We start from the raw sequence: 21,535 nt of genomic DNA, 5'->3' as shown, positions 1-21,535 counted from the left end.
CCCTCAGCGGCGCCCTCCGTACCGCTGTCCGTCCTCGACCTGGCGCCCATCAGCTCCGGTTCCACCGCGGCCCAGGCACTGCGGAACACCGTCGACCTGGCGCAGCGCGCCGAGGCCGCCGGATATCACCGCTACTGGCTGGCCGAACACCACCTCACGACCGGTGTCGCCGGGGTGTCACCGGCCCTGCTGATCCAGCTCGTCGCGGCCGCGACCGAGCGGATCCGGGTCGGCGCCGGCGCGGTCCAGCTGGGCCACCGCACCCCGCTGTCGGTGGTGGAGGAGTTCGGGCTGCTCGACGCCCTGCACCCGGGCCGGATCGACCTCGGCCTGGGCCGCTCGGGTTTCCGCAAGCCCGGCGCCTCCGCGCCCGCACCGGCACCGGGCCCGGCCGCCGCGACGCCGCCCGCCGGACCCCGGTACACCCCCGAGGGGCTGCTGATCCCCGCGCCCTACGACATCAGCCGGCTCATCGGCTCCCCGCTGCTCGCCCGCTACACCGAGCTCGTCCAGTTCCCGGGTGCCGAACTCCCCGACTACCGGGACCAGGTGGAACAGATCCTGGCGCTGGTGCGCGGCGACCACCTCACCTCGGGCGGTCTCGAGGCCCATGCCGTTCCCGGTGAGGGAGCCGATCTGCAGGTGTGGATCCTGGGCAGCAGCGCCGGGGCGAGCGCCCGCGCCGCCGGCGCGCTCGGGCTGCCCTTCGCGGCGAACTACCACGTCAGCCCGGCCGCGGTACTGGAGGCCGTGGACGCCTACCGCGAGGCGTTCAAGCCCTCGACGGTGCTGGACCGTCCCCATGTCCTGGTCTCCGCCGATGTGGTGGTGGCCGAGGACGACGACACCGCGCGCCGGCTCGCGGCCCCTTACGCCCTGTGGGTGCACAGCATCCGCTCGGGCCGGGGCGCGATCCCGTTCCCCACCCCGGAGGAGGCCGCCGGGCACGTGTGGACCGAGGAGCAGCGTGCCCTCGTCGACGACCGGGTGCGGACCCAGTTCACCGGCTCGCCGCAGACCGTCGTCGAGCGGCTGCGGGTCCTGCAACGGGCCACCGGCGCGGACGAGTTGCTCGTCACCACCATCACCCACGACCACCAGGACCGGATCCGCTCCTTCGACCTGCTGGCGCACGCCTGGCAGGACGTGGTCAGCGGCAAGCTCGACGAGGTCGTCGTCTAGCGCCGCGCCGGGCGCGGCGACAGGGAGGGGTCACGGCCGACGGGTCGTGGCCCCTCGTCGGTGTGCTGCCTATGAGCTGCGGTCACAGGATGATCGCCTGTCTGGCTGGCCGTTGCGCGGCGGCACACGATGGTGGGGCCGGACGGCCCCGACCCCGCCGGAGCCGCACCCCGCCGTCCCGCCCCGTCCCTGCCCCGCCGCGCCGCTGCGCGCCGCGGGAGCCGGTCCGGGTTCCCCTGGCTCCGGATCCCCGCTCGAAAAGGCTGTGATTCCCTTGAGCCGCACTTCCGGCGCACCCGCTGAGCCGGCCGCCGCGCCCGAGACCTACGACTGGCTGCGCTATGCCGGCGTGTTCGTGCTGCTGTTCCTGTTCGGGACCGAGACGTTCCTGGTCTCCCCGCTGCTTCCGACCATCGCCGCGGACATCGGCGTCAGCGAGGCGGCCGCCGCCTCCAGCGTCACCGCCTACGTACTCGTCTACGCCGTCTGCGCGCCGTTCCTCGGCCTGCTCAGCGACCGGATCGGGCGACGGCAGACGCTGCTCGCCGGCACCGCGCTGTTCATCGTGTCCAACGCCGCCGCCGCGCTCTCGACCGGGCTGGCGCCGCTGGTGCTCTCCCGGGCGGTCGCGGGGCTGGCGGCGGCCGCGGCGGGGCCCGCGATCTGGGCGCACATCGCCGAGACGGCCCCGGACCGCTTCCGGGGCCGGGCGCTCGGGCTGGGCATGGCGCTGTTCTCCTGCGGGCAGGTCCTCGGAGTGCCGCTGGGCAGTGCGCTGGCCGGGATCGCCGGATGGCGTTCGGCCTTCGTGGCGCTGGCGATCGGCACCGCGGCGGCGCTGCCGCTGCTCCTGCGCCAGGTCGCGGCGACCCCGCGCCCGGCAGCGGCGATCGGCGCGGTCAGGGCCGTACTGGCCGGCTGGACGGACCCTGCGCTGCGCAGGGCCCTGCTGGTCAACACCGTCTTCCACGCGGCCAACCTCGGGGCGTACACCTTCCTCGGGGCGCTGCTGGTCCACCGGTTCGATCTCTCCGTGGCTCAACTCGGCCTGGTCGGGATCCTGGTCGGCGCGGGCAGTGTGACCGGCTCGCTCGCCGCCGGGCGCCTCGGTGACCGGGCGCGCGCGGCCGGCCGGTCCCATCTGCCGCTGCTCGGGCTGTGGGGCGTGCTGCTCGCCGTGGGGGTCGCCCTCTCCGCCGGCGGTCCCGGCCTGATCGCGGCGCTCGTCGGGGTGACGGTGTGGTTCGTGGCCAGCGGCGGCTTCGTGACCGATCAGCAGACCCTCGCGGGCACGGTCGCGCCGGAGCTGCGCGCCACCTCCAGCGCCTGGCTGACCTCGACGATGTACGCCGGAACGGGCGTGGGGGCCTGGGCCGTCGGAGCCTTCGGCGACGTTTCGACCGGCACGCTCGTCATCGGAGTGGGTCTCGCGCTGCTCGGCGCGCTGGGAGGTCTGGCGGTCAGTCACGGCCTGCGCACGCCGTCGGACCCCGGTCAGGCTTCCGGTCGCCGGTCCGACGGCGTCGAGGAGGCCGCCGAGAGCGTCTGACGTGGGCAGCGAAGTGGGGGGAAGGGCCGCGGCCCTTCCCCCCACTTCCTTGTCGTCTCAGCCGGCGTGTCGTTCGGGCAGTCCGGTGACCGCACGCAGCGGACGTTCGGTCAGTGCCGTCATGCGGGAGTGGTCCTCGGCGGTGCGCGGGGTGAAGAGCAGTACGAGAGCCGAGGGGTCGTCCACCGGGTGGAAGGAGGACAGCGCCAGCTCGATCCGGCCGATGCCCGGTGGTTCGACGACGACGGTACGCGTGGTCAGCTCCGCCACCGAGTGGCAGCCCCACCAGTGGCGCAACTGCGGGGCGTCCTCGTCCAGATGGCGGTAGACCTCCCCGGTCCTGGGGTCGGACAGGGAGGTACCGGCCTGGGCGCGGAAGTGCTGGAAGACGTTCATCGCCAGCGGCTCCCAGTCGTGCAGCACGGTGCGCAGCTGGCGGCCCGCGACCATCAGCCACATCAGGTTGCGGCGGTCGGCGGGCACCGCCTCCGGAGCGCCCCACAGCGCGCTCCACGCGGTGTTCCATCCGAGCAGGTCGAAGTGCCGGTCCAGCAGTACGGCCGGGCTGGTGGGCCAGGAGTCCAGCACCGGCTGCACGGTCGACGCGAGGTTCCCCGAACCGTTCAGGTCCAGCGGACCGGTCGGTTCGTGGTGCCCGGCCAGCCGCATGGCGTGCCGCAGCCCCGCCGGATCCAGCCGCAGGGCCCGGGCGACCGCCTCCAGTACCTGCCGGGAGGCGGTCACCCGGCCCTGTTCCAGCCAGGTGTACCAGGCCAGTCCCACTCCGGACAGCGACGCGACCTCCTCGCGCCGCAACCCCGGTGTGCGGCGCCGGGAGCTGGCGGTCAGTCCCACGTCGGACGGCTGGAGCAGTTCGCGGTGGGCTCGCAGGAAGGCGCCGAGTTCCTGGCTGGGGAGGGGGGTGGACATCGGAGGTGACTCCTCGGCCGGCGGGGTCGGTTCGGTGCTTCCAGACTAGGCGTCAATCACGTGGCTGGAGTTTCCACAGTCGTACGGGCATGTTGCTGACCCAGCCGCGTTCACCCTGCCGCCGCCAGGCGGCGTCGCCGACCGCCCGGAAGAACTCGGCCCGTCGTGCGGGCGGGACGAGGCGGCTGTAGTAGTCGCCGAAGGTGGCGGCGTGGAAGTGGCTGTACTGGCCCGCGTCCTCGATGTGCACCACGGCGTCCCGGTCGAGGACCGATTCGACCCGGAAGTGACGTTCCAGGAGCCCGGCCAGGTCCTCGATCGTCCGGGTGCGGGTGGCGATGGGCAGCACCGTGCCGCCCGCGTCCCCCTCCCCCGCGGCGAACACCCGGGGTACGGCGTCCCGTTCGGTGCCCAGGTCCACCAGGGCGTCGCGGACGATGTCGTCCTCACCGCCGAGGCCGTGCTCGTCCCGCGCCGGATGGTAGGTCGTCAGCAGGAAGTGTCCGCCGGGGGCGAGGTGGTCGCGGACCCAGGCCAGGATGCGGTCCTCGTCGGGGTACAGCCAGTGCAGCACCGACGTCATGGTGACCACGTCCGGCCGGTACTCCAGCGGGGCGGGCACGGTCAGATCGGCCTGGTGCAGCGCGACCCGGTCGCCGTACGGGCGCAGCCGCTCGGCCGCCTCGGCGATGCGGTGCTCGGACCGTTCCAGACCGACCGCCAGCCGCAGTGACGGGTGGCGGTCGAGGGCGGAGCGCAGCAGCTGGCCGATGCCGCTGCCGAGGTCGAGCAGCACTTCGGGGTGGTCCGGCACCTGGTCGAGCACCCAGTCACGGTCGTGGACCTGCCGGAGCCTGCTGGCGTCCGCGTAGCCGGACAGCGTCCGGGCCTGGATCTCGACGGCTGACGCGGTCACGACTGGACCTCCGGGGAAGTGGTGGGTTCGGCGATGAGCCGCTGCAGCCGCTCGCGCACACTGCTCTGGTCGTAGCGCCGGTACAGGTTGATGCGGTTGCGGGCCAGGTCTCCCCGGTGGACGAACTCGTAGAGGTCCTGGCGCTGGCCGAAGCCGTCACCGGTCAGTTCCCAGGCGAGCCGGAACAGCCGGGACTTGTGTTCGGCGTCGATGCCGCGCCCGCGCATGTAGCGGTCGAGGTGCGGCCGGAGCCGCGGGTTGGCGAGATCGTTCGCCGTCGGTTGCATCAGCAGCCCGGAGGCGCCGATGCCGCGCACGATGTCGACGGCCTTGCCCGCCACTTCGGCGGACCACACCCGGCTGGCCGCGGTGTCGCCGGGCGCCAGCAGACCGCTGTCGGTGACGGTGGCACGGGCTTCGGCGGCGTCCAGGAAGTACTCGGTCAGTTCGGCGTAGCCGGCCAGCGTTCCCAGGTCCTCCTGGATGTTCCGGAAGCCGTCCACACCGATGCTCTCGGCCACGAGGGTCGCGGTCGCCAGCAGGGTGCGCAGCCGCTCGCGGTAGCGGACGTGGCCGATGTAGGCGCTCCAGGCGTTGATCCGGCCCAGTCCGGTCCTGGCCAGTTCGCTCTCGCGCAGCAGGAACACCCGGTCCCACGGCACCAGGACGTCGTCGAAGAACAGCATGGCGTCCTGCTCGTCGAAGCGGGCGCCGAGCGGATGGGCGTGTCCCCACGGGCTGCTGCCGAGGGGTTCGCGGCACAGGGTCACCAGGCCGGGTGTGTTCAGCGGCAGGGCGAACCAGACGACGAACTGCTCACCGCGGCGCTGGGCGAACGACGCCGACAGGTAGACCAGCACCTCGTGCGCCAGCGGGGCCAGGGTGGTCAGCTGCTTGGCGCCGCGGACGACGATGCCGCGCTCGTTCTCCGACAGCACGCGCAGCGCGAGATCGGGATCGTCCACCGGGTCGGCGGACCGGTCGATCTGCGGGTCGCCCAGCGCGTGCGAGAGCACCAGGTCGTTGCGGGAGGTGTGGTGGTACCAGGCCTCGGCGTTGGTGCCGAATCCGGTGCGCGCCTTCTCCAGCTGGTGGCGGAAGTCGTAGAGGCCGACCGCGATGGAGGCCATGAAGGCGGGCGAGCGCCCGTGCTGGCCGAGGGATTCCGCGTGCCAGAACTCGGCGCTGCGCCGCTGCACGCGCAGTTCCTCCAGGGTGCGCGGCGGCTGGTAGGCGCGGGCCAGGCGCTGCCCGGTGGCCGGGTCCTGCCAGGTGAGCAGGTCCTGGTGGTCGGGATGGTGCTGGAGGTCGAGCAGCCGGCCGATCTCGTCGGCGGCGGGCTTGAACGCCGGATGGCCGGCCGGGTCGCTGATGCGCTTCCCGTCGAGGTACAGCTCACGGCCGTCGTCGAGTTCGGCCCGGTACCGGTCGGCGGTGAGCAGGCCCCGTCCGGTGTCGGTGGTGTCCAGCAGGGTCATGCGTGCACTCCAGTCGGGGTGATCGGTTGGCGGTCGAGGGAGCGGTACCGTCCGTCGTGGTAGAGCAGCGGCTCACCGTCACCGGTGTCCGCGGCGACGGCCTGCCCGACGAGGATCGCGTGGTCGCCGCCGGGCAGGACGCTGTGCAGCCGGCAGTCGAACCAGGCCAGGCAGTGCTCCAGGACGGGTGCGCCGGTGAGCTCCGCCCGCATCGGCGCGGTGGTGAAGAATCCGAGGGCGCGGCCGGCGCCCGGGGCGGCGAACCGCTGGGCGATGTGCTCCTGTTCCCGGCTCAGCGCGCTCACGGCGAACCGGCCGCTGCCGCGGACGGCGTCGACCAGCGGGCTGCGCCGGTCCACCGCGACGCTGACCAGCAGGGGTTCCAGGGACAGCGGGCACAGCGAGGAGACGGTCTTGGCGAAGACCTCCTCGCCCCATTGCGTGGTCAGGACGCCGACCCCGGTGGTCCAGTGCCGGGCCGCGGCGCGGAAGGCGTCCGCTCCGAGGGCCGGTTCGGTCCGCGGGCGGCCGGACGGGGCCTGCGCGCGGGCGGAGGGACTCGTGGGGCTCATCGCAGCCCCACGCGGTAGGCCCGCAGCCATTCGTCGACCTGGATCAGGTGGTCGAGGCCGCCGATCGGGTTGGGAGCCGTTCGCGGGCTGGGCAGCGGACGCCCTTCGGCGAGCGCACGGCGCACCACGTCCCGGTCCACCAGGTCGAAGACGGGAGCCTGCGGATCGGCGAGCAGTTCGTGCGCGCGGGCGGTGAGCACCTCGCTGTAGCGGACCGCGGGGGTCGACGGGTAGCCGCTCTTGGGCCGGTCCGTCACCTGGGGTGGCAGCAGGTCGCGGACGGCGTCGCGGAGCAGCCCCTTGGAGCGCCCGCCGGGGGACTTGAGGTCCCAGGGCACGTTCCACAGGTACTCCACCAGCCGGTGGTCGCAGAACGGCACCCGCACCTCCAGGCCCACCGACATGCTCACCCGGTCCACGCGGTCCAGCAGCGGCGGGAGCCAGCGGGTCAGCGCCAGATGGAAGACCTCCCGCAGCCGCCGGTCCGGTCCGGTCTCGCCGTCCAGCCGCGGCACTTCGGCCAGCGACCGCCGGTACGCCTCGGCGGTGTACTCGTCGGGGCGTACCTCGGCGCGGACCTCGGGGCGCAGCAGTGCGGCCGGGGTGGTGCGGCCGTGCAGCCAGGGGAAGGTGTCGGCGGCGAGTGCCTGCGCGTCGTGGAAGTAGGGGTAGCCGCCGAAGATCTCGTCGGCGGCCTCCCCGGAGAGCGCCACCGTGGAGTGCCGCCGTACCTCGCGGAACAGCAGGTGCAGTGAGGCGTCCATCTCCCCCCAGCCGGGCCGGTCCCGGGCGCGCAGGACGGCGTCGCGGGCAGTGAGCATGTCGTCGTCGGGGACCACGACGGAGGTGTGCCGGGTGCCGATGTGCTCGGCGGCGGCCTGGACGTACGGGGCGTCCAGGGTGGTGCGCCAGGCGTCCGGGGTGCGTTCCGCGCTGCCGGGGAAGTCCACCGAGAAGCTGGTGACCTTGCCCTGGCCGGCGCGCTCGCGGGCGCTCGCGGCCAGCGCGGTGATGGCGCTGGAGTCCACGCCTCCCGACAGCAGGGTGCACAGCGGGACGTCGCTGAGCAGCTGGCGCTCGACGCTGTCGGCGAGGAGCGCGCGGACGGTCTCCCGGGTAGTCGCCGGGTCGTCGGTGTGCGGCTGTGACTCCAGCGCCCAGTAGGTCGACTGCCGGGTCACCGATCTGCCGACCGTCACCACGGTGCCGGGGCGCACTTCGTGCAGACCGCGGAAGAGTCCGTGGCCCGCCGTCGGCGCGGCCGGGAGGGCGAAGAGTTCGGCGATGCCCTCGGCGTCCAGTTCGGGCCGGAAGAGCGGGTTGGCCAGGACGGCCTTGGGCTCGGAGCCGAACAGCACACCGCTGCGGTGGGCGTGCCAGTACAGCGGCTTGATCCCCAGGTGGTCCCGGACCAGCAGCAGTTCCTCGCGGCGGGTGTCCCACAGCGCGTACGCGAAGATGCCGTTGAACCTGCGGGGCGCCTGGTCACCCCACTGCACGTGGGCCCGCAGTACGACCTCGGTGTCCGACGCGGTGCGGAACTCGTGCCCGAGGGACCGCAGTTCGGCGCGCAGCTCGCGGTAGTTGTAGAGCTCGCCGTTGTAGCTGAGCACGGCGCGCGGAAGGGGGAGGTCCCGCAGCGGCTGCACACCGCCGTCGAGGTCGATGACCGAGAGCCTGCGGTGCCCGAGTGCGGCGTACTTGGACAGCCAGACACCGTCGGCGTCCGGTCCCCGGCACGCCAGGGTCTCGGTCATGGCCCGCACGGTCCGTTCCCTGGTGCGCAGGTCGGTCTCCCAGTCGACCCATCCGGTGATCCCGCACATCACGCCTCCCGCGGGGTGACGGGGAGGGTGGCGTCGCCGGCCGGGGCGTCGGCCTCCCAGCGGCAGCCGTGCCCGGTGGGTCCGCTGCGCAGCCGGTGCGCGGGACGGTAGCCCTTGGCGCGGATGTTGGCGGACAGCGCCTCGGTGCAGTAGGTGCACGGTGAGGCGAGCGTGAGGCGCACTCCGCTGCGCCGGGCCCTCTCGCGGTAGTCCCAGATCGCGCAGTGGGTGATGGTCAGCGCCGCATGGTCGGGGCCTTCGGGTGCGTCGGAGTCGAACTCGTAGTCGGAACCGTAGAGTTCGGCCTGCCGGGCGATGCGGTGGATCGGGTCGGCGGCGCCCCGCCCGTGGTCGGGCTCGACCGTGCGGTGCACCTCGGCGTTGGCGCCGGCCCATCCGGCGAGCGACTCCTCGCCGTACCGGGTGACGAGGAATCGCTCCATCAGTGCCTGGCCGCGGAAGAACACCCGTTGCCAGGCCGCCGAGTCGGCGTCCCCCGCAGCGGGCAGATCGGCGAAGAGTTCGGCCTGCAGCGCGAACCAGTCGGTCAGATGGAGATGATCGCCCCGCGTCACCAGGAACGAGGTGAGGCCGGCCTCGGCCTCGTGCAGCCGCTGGCGCCACAGGGCCGAGCGCTCGTCCTCGGGCATCGACCGGTACGCGGGCCGGTACGGGGCCGGGTAGGGCAGGTCGTACGGGCCGCCGGCCGCCGGGAGCGTGCTGCCGTCCCCGGAGCGCGGCTCCCCCAGTACCGCGGTGCGCGGTCCGGGGACGGTCCCGGCGCCCGCGCCGCGTGGAGTGGGTTCCTGGGGTCCGGTCCGTGCGATGGCTGCCTCGGGCACATCGCTCATCAGGGTCTCCTTCTACAGGTTCTACGGGGACGGGTCGTGCGGGACCCGGGACCCCGGGCAGTGCGGCCGTCACGGGTCGGGGGATGAGGACCCGGGGTGCGGGTCGCGGCGGTCTCGGTCCTCGGCAACGCTACGGAGCGGCACCCCGTGGCCAGAAGCCCCGAACGGAGCGGGCCGGGGCGACCTACGGAGCCCCCGTCTGCTCCTAAGGTCGCCCCGCCGCTGCCGGGCCCGGACATGCCGACGGCGGGCACCCCGCACAGGTGCCCGCCGTCGACAGCGCCGCGGCCGCCGCTCCCGCGCCGGAGCGGCAGCCGGCCCTCAGCCGGCCAGGCCGTGCCGGTGGGCGTAGAGCGCCGCACGCAGCCGGTCGGACTGGCCGATCTTGCGCATCGCCTGGGTCAGATGCTTCTTGACGGTGGCCTCGGCCAGCGCGAGCTCGCGCCCGATCTCGGCATTGCCCAGGCCCCGGGCCAGCTGGGAGAGCACGTCGCGCTCCCGGTCCGTCAGTCCGCAGTGCTGCGGCGGTGACTCCGCGGCGTGCCCGGCCAGACTGGCCAGGTGCACCCGGGCCGACGGCGGGGCGGGCAGGAAGACCGCGCCGCCCGCGGCGGCGGTCGCCACCGCGCTGATGATGCGGTCCTCCGGCAGGTCCAGCGGGAAGCACCCGTTCGCCCCGGTCAGCAGCATCCGGCTGGCCTCCGCCGTACTCTCCGCCCGGCGCAGCAGCAGCACCCGCGCGTCGGGTGCGCCGTCGGGGCCGCGCAGTTCGACCACGGCGGCGAGGTCGTCGGCGAGTGTCGCGCCGCCGCCCAGCAGGATGACGTCGGGCTGCACCCGTCGCACGCCCTCCACGGCGCGCAGCGGATCACCGGTGCTGCTGCCCACCACGGTCATCCCCGGCACGCTGGCCAGGACGCTGCGCAGCCCGGCGCTGGCCACCGGGTGCCGCTCCACCAGGAACACCCGGGTGGTGTCCGAGGCCCGGTCCGCGGCCACGGTGCACAGCGGATGCCCGCAGGAGCAGGCCGGTTCTGCGGCGGGGCGGCGGACCGGACCGCCACCTGCGGAGAACGCCTCGGGCTCGGCCAGCAGTTGGTGCCCCGCGATGAGGTCCAGCGGATTGTCGATCTCGATGTGCAGCGCGTCCGTCGTGGCCGGCCGGGCCGGGACGGACGGGCCCCGCCGCCCGGACTGCCGCCGGTTGCGTCCGGAGCACGGGTCGGCGAGCTCGGTCAGCGTTCCCATCGGGAACCTCCGGACCGGAGCGGCAGGTGGACGGTTCGGGCGGGCCGTCCGGCCCGGCCGGCTGGTCGACGGGTCAGGTCACGGATGTCGTGCGGCATGGCGGTGCGGTCCCCTCGGAGGTGACGGAGCCGGTCCCTGGCGGGACGACGCGGCGATAGGACGCGGGTTCCGCCCTGCTCCATGACGGTTCCGAGGTCCCGGAACGTCACTGACGGATCATCAGAGGGGCGGCTGTCCGCTGCGGGAGGAGGGGCGCTGCCGGGCAGCCGGAGGCTGGGCGGTCAGCGCCGGGCGCCGGGGCGACATGTCTCGTCGAAGCACCTGCGGTGCCACGAGCCGCAGATGCCGACCAACGTGAAGTCGGTGCGCCGGATAGCCATGCGCGCAGGGTAATTCCGTACGCGAGTACGGGTCAAGGTCGGTCCACGACCGGCGCTGCGGGGCAGCGCGCTGATCCGCACCCCGGATCCTATGACCACAGGTAACAGCATGAACGCCTGGCTGGCTGCCGGCCGGCCGGCTGAGCCACCTTCTTCCCATCGGCCGGAGTGACCGGCCCTGGAAGGACCACGCTCATGCCAGCCCCTGCCCGCCTCCCCGTCGCCCGGCCGCCGGGCGCCCCGCTCCGGCCGGTGCCCGCATGAGACGGTTCCTGATCCGGCGGCTGCTGCTCGCGGTGCCCACCCTCGTCGGTGTGACGCTCGTGGTCTTCGCCACCGTGGCCCTGGTACCAGGCGACCCCGTCAGCGCGTTCCTGGGCCCGGGGGCCCCGCCGCAGGCGCGCCAGGAGCTGACCGACCGTCTCGGTCTGGACCGGCCGCTGCCCGTGCGGTACGCCGACTGGCTGACGCACGCTCTGCACGGCGACCTCGGCACGTCCATCGCCGGCCAGCGCCCCGTCGACCAACTGCTGTGGCCGGCGCTGGGCCAGACCCTGATCCTGTCGGCCGCGGCGTTCACGCTGGTCCTCATCGGCGGAACCCTGCTCGGCGCCATCGGTGCCCTGCGGCCCCGCGGGCCGCTCGGCAGGGTGTCGGGCGCGCTGAGCACCCTGTCGGTCTCCGCCCCGCAGTACTCGGTGGCGCTGCTGCTGATCGCCGTCTTCGCGGTGCGGCTGCGCTGGCTGCCGGCCGGCGGTACGCATGACGTCTTCGGCGACGGCGGCCTGCCGGACCTGCTGCGCCATCTGATCCTGCCCGCCGTGGCGGCCGCCCTGGTTCCGCTGGGGCTCACCGCCAAGGTGTTCCGGGCCGCGCTCGGTTCGGTCCTCGCGGGCGATCTCGCCGACAGCCTGCGGGCCCGCGGGCTGAGCCGGACGGCGGTGCTGCGGCACTGCGTGCACAACGCCTCCCCCGCGCTGCTCACCATCGGCGGCCTCCAACTGGCCTATCTGCTGGAGGGCGTGGTCTTCGTGGAGACGCTCTTCGCCTGGCCCGGTCTCGGGCACCTGCTCTACGACGCACTCACCGCACGCGATCTGCCCCTCATCCAGGGCGGGGTCCTGGTGGTCGCGGTGGCCTTCGTCGGCGTCAACATCCTGGTCGACACGGCCCACGCCTGGATCGACCCACGCGTCCGGAGCCCCCGATGACCTTGCTCCGTACCGGTACCTCCGTCCAGGGGCGGCGTCCCTTCCGGGTCCTCAGGTCCGCAGCCCTGCGACGCGACGCCGGGCTGCTGCTGCCCGCCGTGCTCGCCGTGCTGCTGCTCCTGTTGGCCGTCGCCGCACCGCTGATCGCCCCGTACGACCCGGTCGCCGGATCACTGCAGGTGCGCCTGCTCGACCCCGGCAGTCCCGGTCATCTCCTGGGGACCGACGGGCAGGGCCGCGACGTGCTCAGCCGGCTGATCTGGGCCGCCCGCCCCTCCCTGATCGGCGGGTTCGTCCCGGTGGCGATCGCCGCGACGGCCGGCACCGCGCTGGGCATCGCCGCCGGGCTCGGCGGCCGGGTCACCGAACAGGCACTGCTGCGGTCGCTCGACGTGCTGTACGCCTTCCCGGGAATCCTGCTGGCGATGACCATCGCCACCCTGATGCCGGCGGGCCTCGGCGCGACCGTGCTCTCGCTGTCGGTGGTGCTCACTCCGGCGGTGGCCCGGGTCGCCCATACCGAGGTGGCGCGGATCCGCACCGCCGAATACCTGGAGGCGGCCAGGGTCAGCGGCGCCGGCCGCACCCTCGTCGCCGTCCGCCAGGTCCTGCCGGTCGTCGCGCCGGTGATCCTGGCCTACGCCTCGTCCCTGATCGGGCTGTCCGTGGTGTACGCGGCCGGGCTCTCCTTCCTCGGCCTCGGCGTTCCGCCGCCCACCGCCGAATGGGGAGCGATGCTCGACGACCTGCGCCCCGGTCTGCTCACCCACCCCGGAGTCGCCGTCCTTCCCGCCCTCACCATCCTCATCGTCTCGGTGGTCTTCAACACCCTCGGCGAGGCGCTGCGGCGCCGCATCGGCGATCCGAGTGACCTCGCACCGGAGACGGTCCGATGACCCCGCACGCGCCGCGGGCGACCGGCCGACCCGCGCTGCTCGTCGAGGAGTTGTCCGTCGACTACCCGGGCCGCGACGCCCCCGTCCATGCCGTGGACGCCGTGTCGCTCTCCGTCGAGCCCGGCGGCGCCCTGGTGCTGCTCGGTGAGTCGGGCAGCGGCAAGACCACGCTCGCCAGGACCGTGCTCGGGCTGCCCGGCCGCAACGCCCGGGTCACCGGCCGGGTCCGACTCGGCGCGACCGACCTGCGCGCTCTGACCGAGCGGGAGTTCTCCCGGGTGCGGGGCAGCCGGATCGGCTATGTGCCGCAGGATCCGACCGGTTCGCTCGACCCGTTGCGCCGCATCGGTCCGCAGATCACCGAAGTCCTGCGCCGGCACCGGGTGGTCACCACCCGCCGCGCGGCCCGGGAGGCCGTACCCGGACTGCTGACCACGGCGGGAGTCCCGGAGCCGGAGCGCATCGCGCGCAGCTTCCCGCATGAACTCTCCGGCGGGCTGCGGCAGCGAGCGGCGATCGCCCTCGCGGTCGCCTGCGAGCCCGAGCTGCTGATCGCCGATGAGCCGACCACGGCGCTCGACGCGCTGGTCCGATCGCAGATCCTGGATCTGTTCAGCGGTCTGCGCAGCCGGCACGGCATCGCGGTACTGCTCGTCACCCATGACCTCGCGGTGGCCCGCCGGGTGGGCGGACAGGTGGCGGTGATGCGCGCCGGGCGCATCGTCGAGTCGGGCCCGTCCGACCAGGTGCTCTCCCGGCCGGCGCACCACTTCACCGCGGAGCTCGTCGCGGCCCGGGCGGGGGCACGCCGATGAGCGTCAGCGCGGGGACCGGCGGCGAGAACACTCCCCTGCTCCACCTCGCCGACGTCACCAAGCGGTATCCGGGCGGGCGGCTCGCGCTGGGAGGAGTCAGCCTGGGCGTCGGGCGCGGCGAGACGGTCGGCCTGGTCGGCGAGTCCGGTTCGGGCAAGTCCACCCTCGCCCGGCTGGCGCTGGGGCTGCTCGCCCCCGATACGGGTTCGGTCCGCTTCGCCGGCCACGACCCCTACCGGCTCCGCGGCCGGAGCGCACGGGCCGTACGCGGACGGCTGCAGTTCGTTCCGCAGAATCCCGGCGGCTCGCTCAACCCCGGTCTGCGGGCCGGGGAGGCGGTGGCGTTCCCGCTGGGCCTGCACGGCGTCCCGCGTCGGGACCGGCCGCAGGCGGTGGCCGCGCTCTTCCAGCGGGTCGGACTCGACCCCGGACTGGCCCGGCGGTACCCGCGCGAACTGTCCGGCGGGCAGTTGCAGCGAGTGGCCATCGCACGCGCCCTGGCTCCCGGCCCGGAGCTGCTGGTCTGTGACGAACCCACCTCGGCACTGGACCGCACCGTCCAGGCACAGGTCCTGGACCTGCTGGTGGAGCTCCAGGACACCACCGGTATCGGGTGTCTGTTCATCTCCCACGATCTCGCGGTCGTCCGGCACCTCGCCGACCGGGTGCTGGTCCTGCGGCACGGACAGGTGGTGGAGGAGGGGCCGGTCGCCGACATGTGGCGGGCACCCCGCCATCCCTACACCCGCGCCCTGCTCGCCGCCGCAGGCGACGAACCGGCCGATCTCCCCTGACCGTTCGGGCCGCCCCCGCCCCATCCACTTCTTCGTACCCGTCGACACCGGCATCTCCACCGACCCCGAGGACTCACGATGACGCACCACCACGCCACGCCACGCTTCCGGCGCAGAACCGGGGCCCTGCTGACCGCGGGACTGCTGCTCGCGGCCGCCGGCTGCGGATCGGCGGCCACCACGACGGGTTCGGACGGTCCGGGTGGCTCCGACACCAACGGCCGGGGCGGCACCCTGGTCATCGGCGCGACCGGCAAGCTGCCCAACCCCGACACCGTCATCGGTGGTGCCGGATTCGAGGGCAAGCGCCTCGTCAGCTTCCAGCTCTACGAGGGGCTGACCCGCTACGACCTGTCCAGGACCGACGCGCCCCCGGAGATCACCGGCGCGCTCGCGGAGTCCTGGAAGGTCGCCGCCGACGCCAGAACCTGGACCTTCACCCTGCGCAAGGGCGTGAAGTTCCAGGACGGCACCCCCTTCGACGCCGACTCGGTCGTCTTCAACCTCGACCGCTACCTCGACAAGCACAACGCGCAGTACACCGACGCGCTCGGCGCGGCCGCGCAGGAGTACGCCGGGGACATCGCCACGTACCGCAAGATCGACGCCGACCACGTCGAGCTGGTCACCACCGCGCCCAACGGACACTTCCCCGAGGACCTCGCCCATGTCCTGATCGCGAGCCCCACCGCCGTCCGGAAGTACGGAACGGCCGACTTCGGGCAGCACCCGGTGGGCACCGGACCCTTCGCGTTCAGCTCCCAGACCGCCGGGCAGGAGATCGACCTGGTCGCGTTCAAGGGTTACTGGCGCGGCGCGCCGAAGCTCGACCGGCTGGTGATCAAGTCGCTCCCGGACGTCGCCGCCCGCACCGCGGCGCTGCGCTCCGGCGGCGTCAACTGGATCGAGTACCCGAACCCCGACGACATCGACAGCCTCAAGGCCGACGGGGTGCAGCTCGTCACCAACAGCTACGACCACCTGTGGTACTGGATCCTGGACACGTCCAAGGCGCCGTGGAACGACCCGCGGGTCCGGCAGGCGGCCAACTTCGCCATCGACCGCAAGGCGATCGCCGGGAAGCTGCTGCACGGCACCGCCGACCCGGCCTACCAGACCGCGCCCCGGGCCACCTTCGCCTTCGACCCGGCCGGCGACGCCTACTCCTACGACCCGGCCAAGGCCAAGCAGTTGCTGGCCGAGGCGGGCAAGGCCGGCGGCTTCAGCACCACCGTCACCGTTCCGACCGGCGGTTCGGGCAACCTGCTTCCGGTGCCGATCAGCGAGGCGATCCAGCACGACCTCGCCGCTGTCGGCATCAAGGTGCAGCTCCGCACCACGGACTGGTCGACCCTGATCAGCGCCGAGGCCAAGGGCCAGGTCGCACTCGGCTCCGACGCGATCGCGCAGTCCACCACCCTGTTCCAGTCCGAGGCACTGCTGCCGCTCTTCATCGGCAGCAAGAGCCCCTTCTGGACCGGCCACTACACCAACGCGCGGGTGGACGCCCTGCTCGCGTCCGCGTCGGCCTCGACGGACCAGGCCAAGCGGCGGGCCGACTACCGACAGGCGCTGGCTCTGGTGACGAAGGACGCGCCGTGGCTCTTCGTGGTGAACGACCGCAATCCGCGGGCGCTGTCGCCCAAGGTCCGTGGTCTGGTGCAGCCGCAGTCATGGTTCCTGGACCTGACGACCGTCTGGATCCGCAAGTAGCCCGGCGTCTACCGTTGTTCATCCGCCACGAGAGGACCGTCGCCCCCATGACCGCCCCGCACGAACCGCCTCCGCGCCTCGCGGCGGCCCCACCGCGGTGGGGCATCACCCTGCCGCTGCCGGGGCTCACCATCGACCGGCACCGCTTCATCGTCGAACGGCTCCCGGACCTCGGCTACACCGACGTCTGGAGCGCCGAGGGCGGCGGCACCGACGCCTTCACCCCGCTGGCCGCGGCGGCCGCCTGGTCCTCGTCGCTGCGCATCGGCACCGGCATCGTCCCGGTGCACACCCGCGGTCCCGCGGTGCTCGCCCAGACCGCCGCGACCCTCGCCCAACTCGCCCCGGGACGGGTGCTCCTGGGGATCGGCGCCTCGGTGCCCGCCCATGTCACCGACATCAACGGGATCCCGTTCGACGAACCGTTCAAACGCACCCGGGACGTCCTGCGGTTCGTCACCCGGGCGCTGCGCGGTGAGCACGTCTCCGGGGACTTCGACACCTTCTCCATCACCGGCTTCCAGCTGCCGCACCCGCCGGCCGCACCGGTCAAGGTCATCCTGGGCGCGCTGCGTCCTGGCATGCTGCGGCTGGGCTTCACCGAGGGGGACGGGGCGATCACCAATCTGCTCTTCCCCGAGGACGTCCCCACCGTGCTGAACGCGGTCGGGCCGCAGCCGGCCGGCAAGGAGCTGGTGGTCAAGGTGTTCGTGTGCCCCACCGAGGACACCGACTACGCCCATCGCGCCACCCGCCCCTTCCTCGCGTGGATCCTCAACCGTGAGCCGTACCGCAAGTTCCACGAATGGCTCGGGCACGGCGAGTTGCTGCGGGAGTCGCACGAACGGTGGGAGGCCGGCGATCCCGAGGGCGCCCAGAAGGCGCTGCCGGACGAGGTCGTGGACGGTCTGTTCATCAGCGGATCGCCCGAGGAGTGCCGGGAGCGCATTCTGCGCTACCACATCCCGGGGGTGACCACGATCCAGCTGTACGTCTCGCTGCCGCCGGAGGTCTTCGTCAGCCGGGCCAAGGTGCTCGACACGCTGGCCCGGCTGGGACCCGCCGCCGGCTGAAACGCACTTGATCCGGCGGGTACGGGCGGGGCTCCGCACTGTCTAGGAGCCGGCGGGGCTGCCCCAGTGGTTCAGCAGCTCCGCCACCTCGCGGGTCCTGGGATGTCCGGCGCCCTGGACCCGCGTCATGTCGCTCAGCAGGGTCGTCAGCCGAGTCGTCGCCCCGGCGCGGTCGCCCGCCCGGTCCTGGAGTTCGGCGCTCTGCTGCCGGGTTCGCAGCGCGCGGGGATGGTCGGCTCCGAGGATCCGGTCGATGAGCGGCTGGAGGCGGGCCAGTTCGGTCACTGCGTCGGCCGGGCGGCCGGTGCGGCCGCTCCAGAAGGCGAGGTTGACGCGGCAGGTGAGGGTCGTCGGATGGTCGGCGCCGAGCGCGCGTTCCGCGTCGATCGCGGCGGCGGCGAACTCCTCCACCGCCTGCTCGGGGCTGCCTGCCAGACCTCGCCAGTAGGCGAGGTTGTGCCGGGCGACGAGGGTGTCGTGGTGCAGTTGTCCGGCCGCCGTGCGCAGGGCTTCGACGGCCTTGAGGTGCATCGCGACCGCCGCGTCGGGGTCGCCCGCCTCCCCGATCCAGCGTCCCAGGTCGGTGAGGGCACCGAGGGTGGCCGGGTCGCCGATGCCCCGTTCACGTTCCAGGTCCTCGGCGACCGCGGCGTAGGCGTCGCGCGCGGCGACGGCGTCACCCGCGAGCCCCCGGCACATGGCGGCGAAGCCGCGGGCGTCGAGGGTGGGCGCGGCACCGGGCCCGAGCGCGCGGGCCGCGTCGGCGGCGAGGGTGCTGAAGGCCTCCGACGCCTCGCCGACCCCGCCCGACTCCATCAGGAAGCGGGCCTCGTGCAGCCGCACGGACAGGGTGTCGGGATCCGCGGCGCCGAGGTTCTGTTCCGCCGCGCGCCGGATCCCGGCCAGCTCGGCGTGGGCGACGGTGGCGTTGCCGAGGTCGCCGACGGCCTGGGCGACCTGAGAGCGGAGGAACAGCACGTCCCGGTGGCCCTCCCCCAGCCGGGCCCGTGCCCGGACCAGCAGTTCGGAGCAGGTGTCCCGGGTGGCGGCGGCCCGGCCGAGACCGGTCAGATGGGGACCGGTCCGGCGCAGCACGGGATGCATCCGGCCCTCCCAGAGCAGCTCGCCGGCCGTCAGCCGAAGTGCCTCCACGTTGCGGTAGAGGGCGGCCGCGAGGTCGGGACCGATCTCCCGCGACGCCCAGACCTCTTCCAGTGCGTCCGCCGCGGCGGCGGCCAGGGCCGGCCGGTCCGCCGCCGGTACGGTCTCCCGCGCGGCGCGCTGCACCAGGGCGTGCGCTTCGACCGTGGCGGGGCCGCGTTCGCTGTCGTGGGTGACCAGGCTCAGCCGGTGCAGGGCGCGCAGCGCGAGGAGGACGTCCCGCTCCCGGGGCCGGTCCTGCTCCCTGCCGATCCAGCGCCGGGCGGCTCCGGTGTGCAGCACCACCTCGGGTATGCCGCCGGGAGCCAGCATCGCCACCAGTGCCAGCGCCGCCCGGACCGTTCCGGGGTGGGCCAGCGTCTCGGCGCGTTCGAGGGCCGGCCGGAAGGTGCTGGACACCGTCCCGCCGTGTTCATCGGCCGGGGACGAGGAGGGGAACAGGTCCGCCAGCGTCTCCTGCCGGTCGTCGAGGAGCCGCCGGTACCGCGCGAGGCTCAGGCCGGTGTCGATGACGAACGCCGCCGCCTGGGACAGAGCCAGCGGGAAGTGGCCCAACGCCTCGGCGAGGGACTCCACTTCGGCGTCGTGCCGCGATCCACCGGTGCTGTCGGAGGCCGGGGACGACGAAGTTCCTGGGTCCGCGCCGAGGCGTGCGCGCAGATAGCCGGCGGCCTCCTCGGGGGTGAACATCCCGACCCGGATCATCCGGGATGACGGCCGGATCACCGACGCGTCGCGGCGGCGGGTGGTGACGACACTCGTCCCGTGGTCGCCGACGGGCCAGATCCCCGCCAGTTCCGCCGGGTCGTCGACGTCGTCGAGCACCACGAGCCACGGTCGGGTGGTCGTGCGCAGCCAGCCGACGAACAGATCCGCCTCCGCCTCCTCGTCCCATCCGCGGTCCCCTCCGCCGCCGGCATCCCGGGCGCCGGTCGCACCCTCGGCGGCCATCACCCGCCAGGCGCGGGCGCAGGCCGCCAGCGCCGACTGACGGGAGGACGCGGGAACCCACACCGCCAGCAGTCCACGCCGGCGGGCGCGGTGGAAGGCGGCCGCGGCCAGCTGCGACTTGCCGACCCCGCCCGCCCCGGTGAGCACGACCTGACGGACCTGACCCTCCTCGATGGCGGAGTCCAGGGCGCCGGCCAGGTCCGGCCGCTCCCGCAAGGCCGCCGCGTCGCTCGGCGGACGGCCGACGGCAAGGCCGCGCACCGCTCCTGCCGGGCCGGGTTCCGCACCGGCGGCGGCTTCCGCGGCGCCGTGCCGGGCGGGCGAACGCTCCTCGCAGGCGGCGCGCCACAGCCGTTCCCACTGTGCGATGGACAGCCGGGGTGCCAGTCCCGGTCCGGTTCCGGCCACAGCGGTCTCGACGGCGCGGACCACGGCCACGACGACGTCGAAGTCCCGTGGCACCGACCGGCCCCCGAGCCACTCCCCCAGCCGCCGGGCGTTGACCTCGACCCTGCGCCCCGACGGCAGCGCCGTGCGGCCGGCGCGGCGCGCCAGGGTCTCGTCCGACACATCGGGCAACTCCCGGCGCAACCGCGCCAGCGCGTCCGCGAACGCCCCCCGTGCCTCCCCGGCTCCGCGCCCGGTCACCACCGCCACCCCTGCCCCCGCTCCCAGCGCCGCACCGGCCCGCGCGGGTCCCCGCTGGGCCCGCTGCCGCGTTCGAAGTTCCCAGCCTGCCGTCCGGAAGGGCTGTTCGGCCGGTGTTCCCGGAGCGGGCCGCACCGGGGACCGCCGGTTTCCTCGGTGACCCCACTCCGACCTGGTACGACGGGAGTTGCGGCGCCGCCGGGCCCGCGACGGGGCCGCGCGGCCGTGGCTACGTTCGACCCATGCCGCAGGGACAGCGCGGCACTCTCAGTGAGGAGCGGAAATGACGCAGCAGCAGACGCGCGGCCCCCTTGGCCCGTGGAAGGCGTTGATCTTGTTCGGGGTGGTCTGCAACGCCATCGGTCTCTTCACCCACGTGCCGGTGTGGACGCTGCTGGGAGCGCCCGCCGCCCTGGTGGGCGTGATCGGTCTGTTCGCGGCGCGACGACCGCGGACCTGAGCGGATCCGACCGGGGCTGGGGAGACACGGTCTAGGGGGCCGGTTCGGGGGCCGGCATGTGCTCCAGCAGGTCGAACTGCAGCCGGAGTTCGGGGAGCCGGAGGATCCGCAGCGTCGGCGGGTGGGTGCAGAGCAGTCGGAGCCGGCCGTCACGGGCGACCGCCCGGCCGCGTGCGCGCACCAGGGTCGTTATGCCGCTGCCGTCGAGGAAGTCCACCTGCCGCAGATCGATGAGCAGGTCCGGGTGGACTCCCTCGGTCAGGGCGTCCAGGAAGCGGGTGAGGTCAGGGGCGGTCAGCAGGTCGATCTCGCCGCGGAGCGGCACCACGGTGCAGTCCCCGTGGGCACGGGTGTGATCCGGTGAGAACACGGGCATGGTGGACTCTTCCACGACGGCTCCCTCAGCTACGGGACGATCGTGCAGGGGTACCGACAGGGTCAAGGTCGACGCGAGTCACCGTACGGGCACCCGACGAGTTCCGGACCCGTTTCACGAAACGGCTGCGCCATCGCCCCCAACAGTGCTAAAGGTCGGGTCGCTGCGCTCCGGCGGCAGCCGGCAAGGCACGGACCGGGGAATCTCCGGGGCCGGTGGTTCGTTGGCGGAGTAGGAACCAGGGGGTTCCGATCTGTGCCGAGCCGAGTCCGGGGTCGCCATGAACGCACGTCATGAACGAGCGGGTCATTCCAACGGGCAGGGCCTCGACGGGCAGCGGCCCGCCGAAGACCCGGCCGAGGGGCGGGCCGCCCGCTTCGGGCAGCTCCCCGAGCGCATAGCGCCGGAGCAGATGGTCGAGGAGAGCCCGTCGGATCCACCGAACGACCCCCAGTTCGGCCGCAACCCCGACAACGACTGGCTGATCCGCTACTGCGCCTGACGC

The 21,535-nt window shown here is 73.6% G+C and carries 19 protein-coding genes; 10 read left to right on the top strand and 9 right to left on the bottom strand.

Annotated elements, in window-relative coordinates:
- The first annotated feature begins 24 nt into the window (after positions 1 to 24).
- Entirely contained in the window at positions 25 to 1,182 is a 1,158-nt protein-coding gene (locus LNW73_RS32195; protein WP_250993105.1) for an LLM class flavin-dependent oxidoreductase, read from the top strand.
- 274 nt (positions 1,183 to 1,456) lie between these two features.
- On the top strand, positions 1,457 to 2,731 hold the full coding sequence (locus LNW73_RS32190; protein WP_250992379.1) for an MFS transporter: 1,275 nt from the start codon (positions 1,457 to 1,459) through the stop codon (positions 2,729 to 2,731).
- A gap of 57 nt (positions 2,732 to 2,788) precedes the next feature.
- On the opposite strand, the gene LNW73_RS32185 is transcribed toward LNW73_RS32190, so the two are convergent.
- The 7 genes from LNW73_RS32185 to LNW73_RS32155 form a co-directional block, all read right to left on the bottom strand.
- Positions 2,789 to 3,661: a helix-turn-helix transcriptional regulator gene (locus LNW73_RS32185; protein WP_250992378.1), complete on the bottom strand. Its 873-nt coding sequence runs from the start codon at positions 3,659 to 3,661 to the stop codon at positions 2,789 to 2,791.
- Positions 3,662 to 3,713: 52 nt separating this feature from the next.
- On the bottom strand, positions 3,714 to 4,577 hold the full coding sequence (locus LNW73_RS32180; protein WP_250992377.1) for a class I SAM-dependent methyltransferase: 864 nt from the start codon (positions 4,575 to 4,577) through the stop codon (positions 3,714 to 3,716).
- Positions 4,574 to 6,055: a 4-hydroxyphenylacetate 3-hydroxylase family protein gene (locus tag LNW73_RS32175; protein ID WP_250992376.1), complete on the bottom strand. Its 1,482-nt coding sequence runs from the start codon at positions 6,053 to 6,055 to the stop codon at positions 4,574 to 4,576. The genes LNW73_RS32180 and LNW73_RS32175 overlap by 4 nt, the downstream gene beginning before the upstream one ends.
- A complete protein-coding gene (locus LNW73_RS32170) occupies positions 6,052 to 6,627 on the bottom strand; it encodes a flavin reductase family protein (protein ID WP_250992375.1) in 576 nt (191 codons plus the stop codon). Before LNW73_RS32170 ends, LNW73_RS32175 begins: the two co-directional genes overlap by 4 nt.
- Complete coding sequence (gene asnB, locus LNW73_RS32165) at positions 6,624 to 8,453, bottom strand: asparagine synthase (glutamine-hydrolyzing) (RefSeq protein ID WP_250992374.1); 1,830 nt, start codon at positions 8,451 to 8,453, stop codon at positions 6,624 to 6,626. The genes LNW73_RS32170 and asnB overlap by 4 nt, the downstream gene beginning before the upstream one ends.
- Positions 8,453 to 9,304 (bottom strand): hypothetical protein, encoded by an 852-nt coding sequence (locus tag LNW73_RS32160; RefSeq protein ID WP_250992373.1) that lies wholly within the window; start codon positions 9,302 to 9,304, stop codon positions 8,453 to 8,455. Before LNW73_RS32160 ends, asnB begins: the two co-directional genes overlap by 1 nt.
- A gap of 321 nt (positions 9,305 to 9,625) precedes the next feature.
- Positions 9,626 to 10,552, bottom strand: coding sequence for a response regulator transcription factor (locus tag LNW73_RS32155; RefSeq protein ID WP_250992372.1), 927 nt, complete (start codon positions 10,550 to 10,552; stop codon positions 9,626 to 9,628).
- Between the two features lie 640 nt (positions 10,553 to 11,192).
- On the opposite strand from LNW73_RS32155, the gene LNW73_RS32150 reads away from it, so the two are divergent.
- The 6 genes from LNW73_RS32150 to LNW73_RS32125 all read left to right on the top strand — a co-directional run bounded on the left by LNW73_RS32150 (position 11,193) and on the right by LNW73_RS32125 (position 17,434).
- Complete coding sequence (locus tag LNW73_RS32150) at positions 11,193 to 12,143, top strand: ABC transporter permease (RefSeq protein WP_250992371.1); 951 nt, start codon at positions 11,193 to 11,195, stop codon at positions 12,141 to 12,143.
- Complete coding sequence (locus tag LNW73_RS32145) at positions 12,140 to 13,039, top strand: ABC transporter permease (protein WP_250992370.1); 900 nt, start codon at positions 12,140 to 12,142, stop codon at positions 13,037 to 13,039. Before LNW73_RS32150 ends, LNW73_RS32145 begins: the two co-directional genes overlap by 4 nt.
- A complete protein-coding gene (locus LNW73_RS32140; RefSeq protein WP_250992369.1) occupies positions 13,036 to 13,854 on the top strand; it encodes an ABC transporter ATP-binding protein in 819 nt (272 codons plus the stop codon). The genes LNW73_RS32145 and LNW73_RS32140 overlap by 4 nt, the downstream gene beginning before the upstream one ends.
- Positions 13,851 to 14,648: an ABC transporter ATP-binding protein gene (locus LNW73_RS32135; RefSeq protein WP_250992368.1), complete on the top strand. Its 798-nt coding sequence runs from the start codon at positions 13,851 to 13,853 to the stop codon at positions 14,646 to 14,648. The genes LNW73_RS32140 and LNW73_RS32135 overlap by 4 nt, the downstream gene beginning before the upstream one ends.
- 78 nt (positions 14,649 to 14,726) lie before the next feature.
- On the top strand, positions 14,727 to 16,361 hold the full coding sequence (locus LNW73_RS32130) for an ABC transporter substrate-binding protein (RefSeq protein ID WP_250992367.1): 1,635 nt from the start codon (positions 14,727 to 14,729) through the stop codon (positions 16,359 to 16,361).
- Between the two features lie 47 nt (positions 16,362 to 16,408).
- Entirely contained in the window at positions 16,409 to 17,434 is a 1,026-nt protein-coding gene (locus LNW73_RS32125; protein WP_250974172.1) for an LLM class F420-dependent oxidoreductase, read from the top strand.
- Between the two features lie 42 nt (positions 17,435 to 17,476).
- Here LNW73_RS32125 and LNW73_RS32120 read toward each other — a convergent pair whose 3' ends face one another.
- The gene (locus LNW73_RS32120; protein WP_250992366.1) at positions 17,477 to 20,194 is read right to left on the bottom strand and encodes a tetratricopeptide repeat protein; all 2,718 of its coding nucleotides are present in this window, start codon (positions 20,192 to 20,194) and stop codon (positions 17,477 to 17,479) included.
- A gap of 283 nt (positions 20,195 to 20,477) precedes the next feature.
- On the opposite strand from LNW73_RS32120, the gene LNW73_RS32115 reads away from it, so the two are divergent.
- On the top strand, positions 20,478 to 20,654 hold the full coding sequence (locus tag LNW73_RS32115) for a hypothetical protein (protein ID WP_250974174.1): 177 nt from the start codon (positions 20,478 to 20,480) through the stop codon (positions 20,652 to 20,654).
- A gap of 31 nt (positions 20,655 to 20,685) precedes the next feature.
- Here the strand turns inward: LNW73_RS32115 and LNW73_RS32110 are convergent, their stop codons facing one another.
- Positions 20,686 to 21,045, bottom strand: coding sequence for an STAS domain-containing protein (locus LNW73_RS32110; protein ID WP_250992365.1), 360 nt, complete (start codon positions 21,043 to 21,045; stop codon positions 20,686 to 20,688).
- Between the two features lie 265 nt (positions 21,046 to 21,310).
- Here LNW73_RS32110 and LNW73_RS32105 point away from each other — a divergent pair, with 265 nt between their 5' ends.
- A complete protein-coding gene (locus LNW73_RS32105; protein ID WP_138353469.1) occupies positions 21,311 to 21,532 on the top strand; it encodes a hypothetical protein in 222 nt (73 codons plus the stop codon).
- Positions 21,533 to 21,535: the final 3 nt, after the last annotated feature.

The organism is Streptomyces sp. RKAG337 (genome assembly GCF_023701715.1).
In the GTDB taxonomy this organism is placed as follows: domain Bacteria; phylum Actinomycetota; class Actinomycetes; order Streptomycetales; family Streptomycetaceae; genus Actinacidiphila.
Note: the sequence above shows the minus strand (reverse complement) of the source record. Positions and strands in the feature narration are given on the sequence as shown.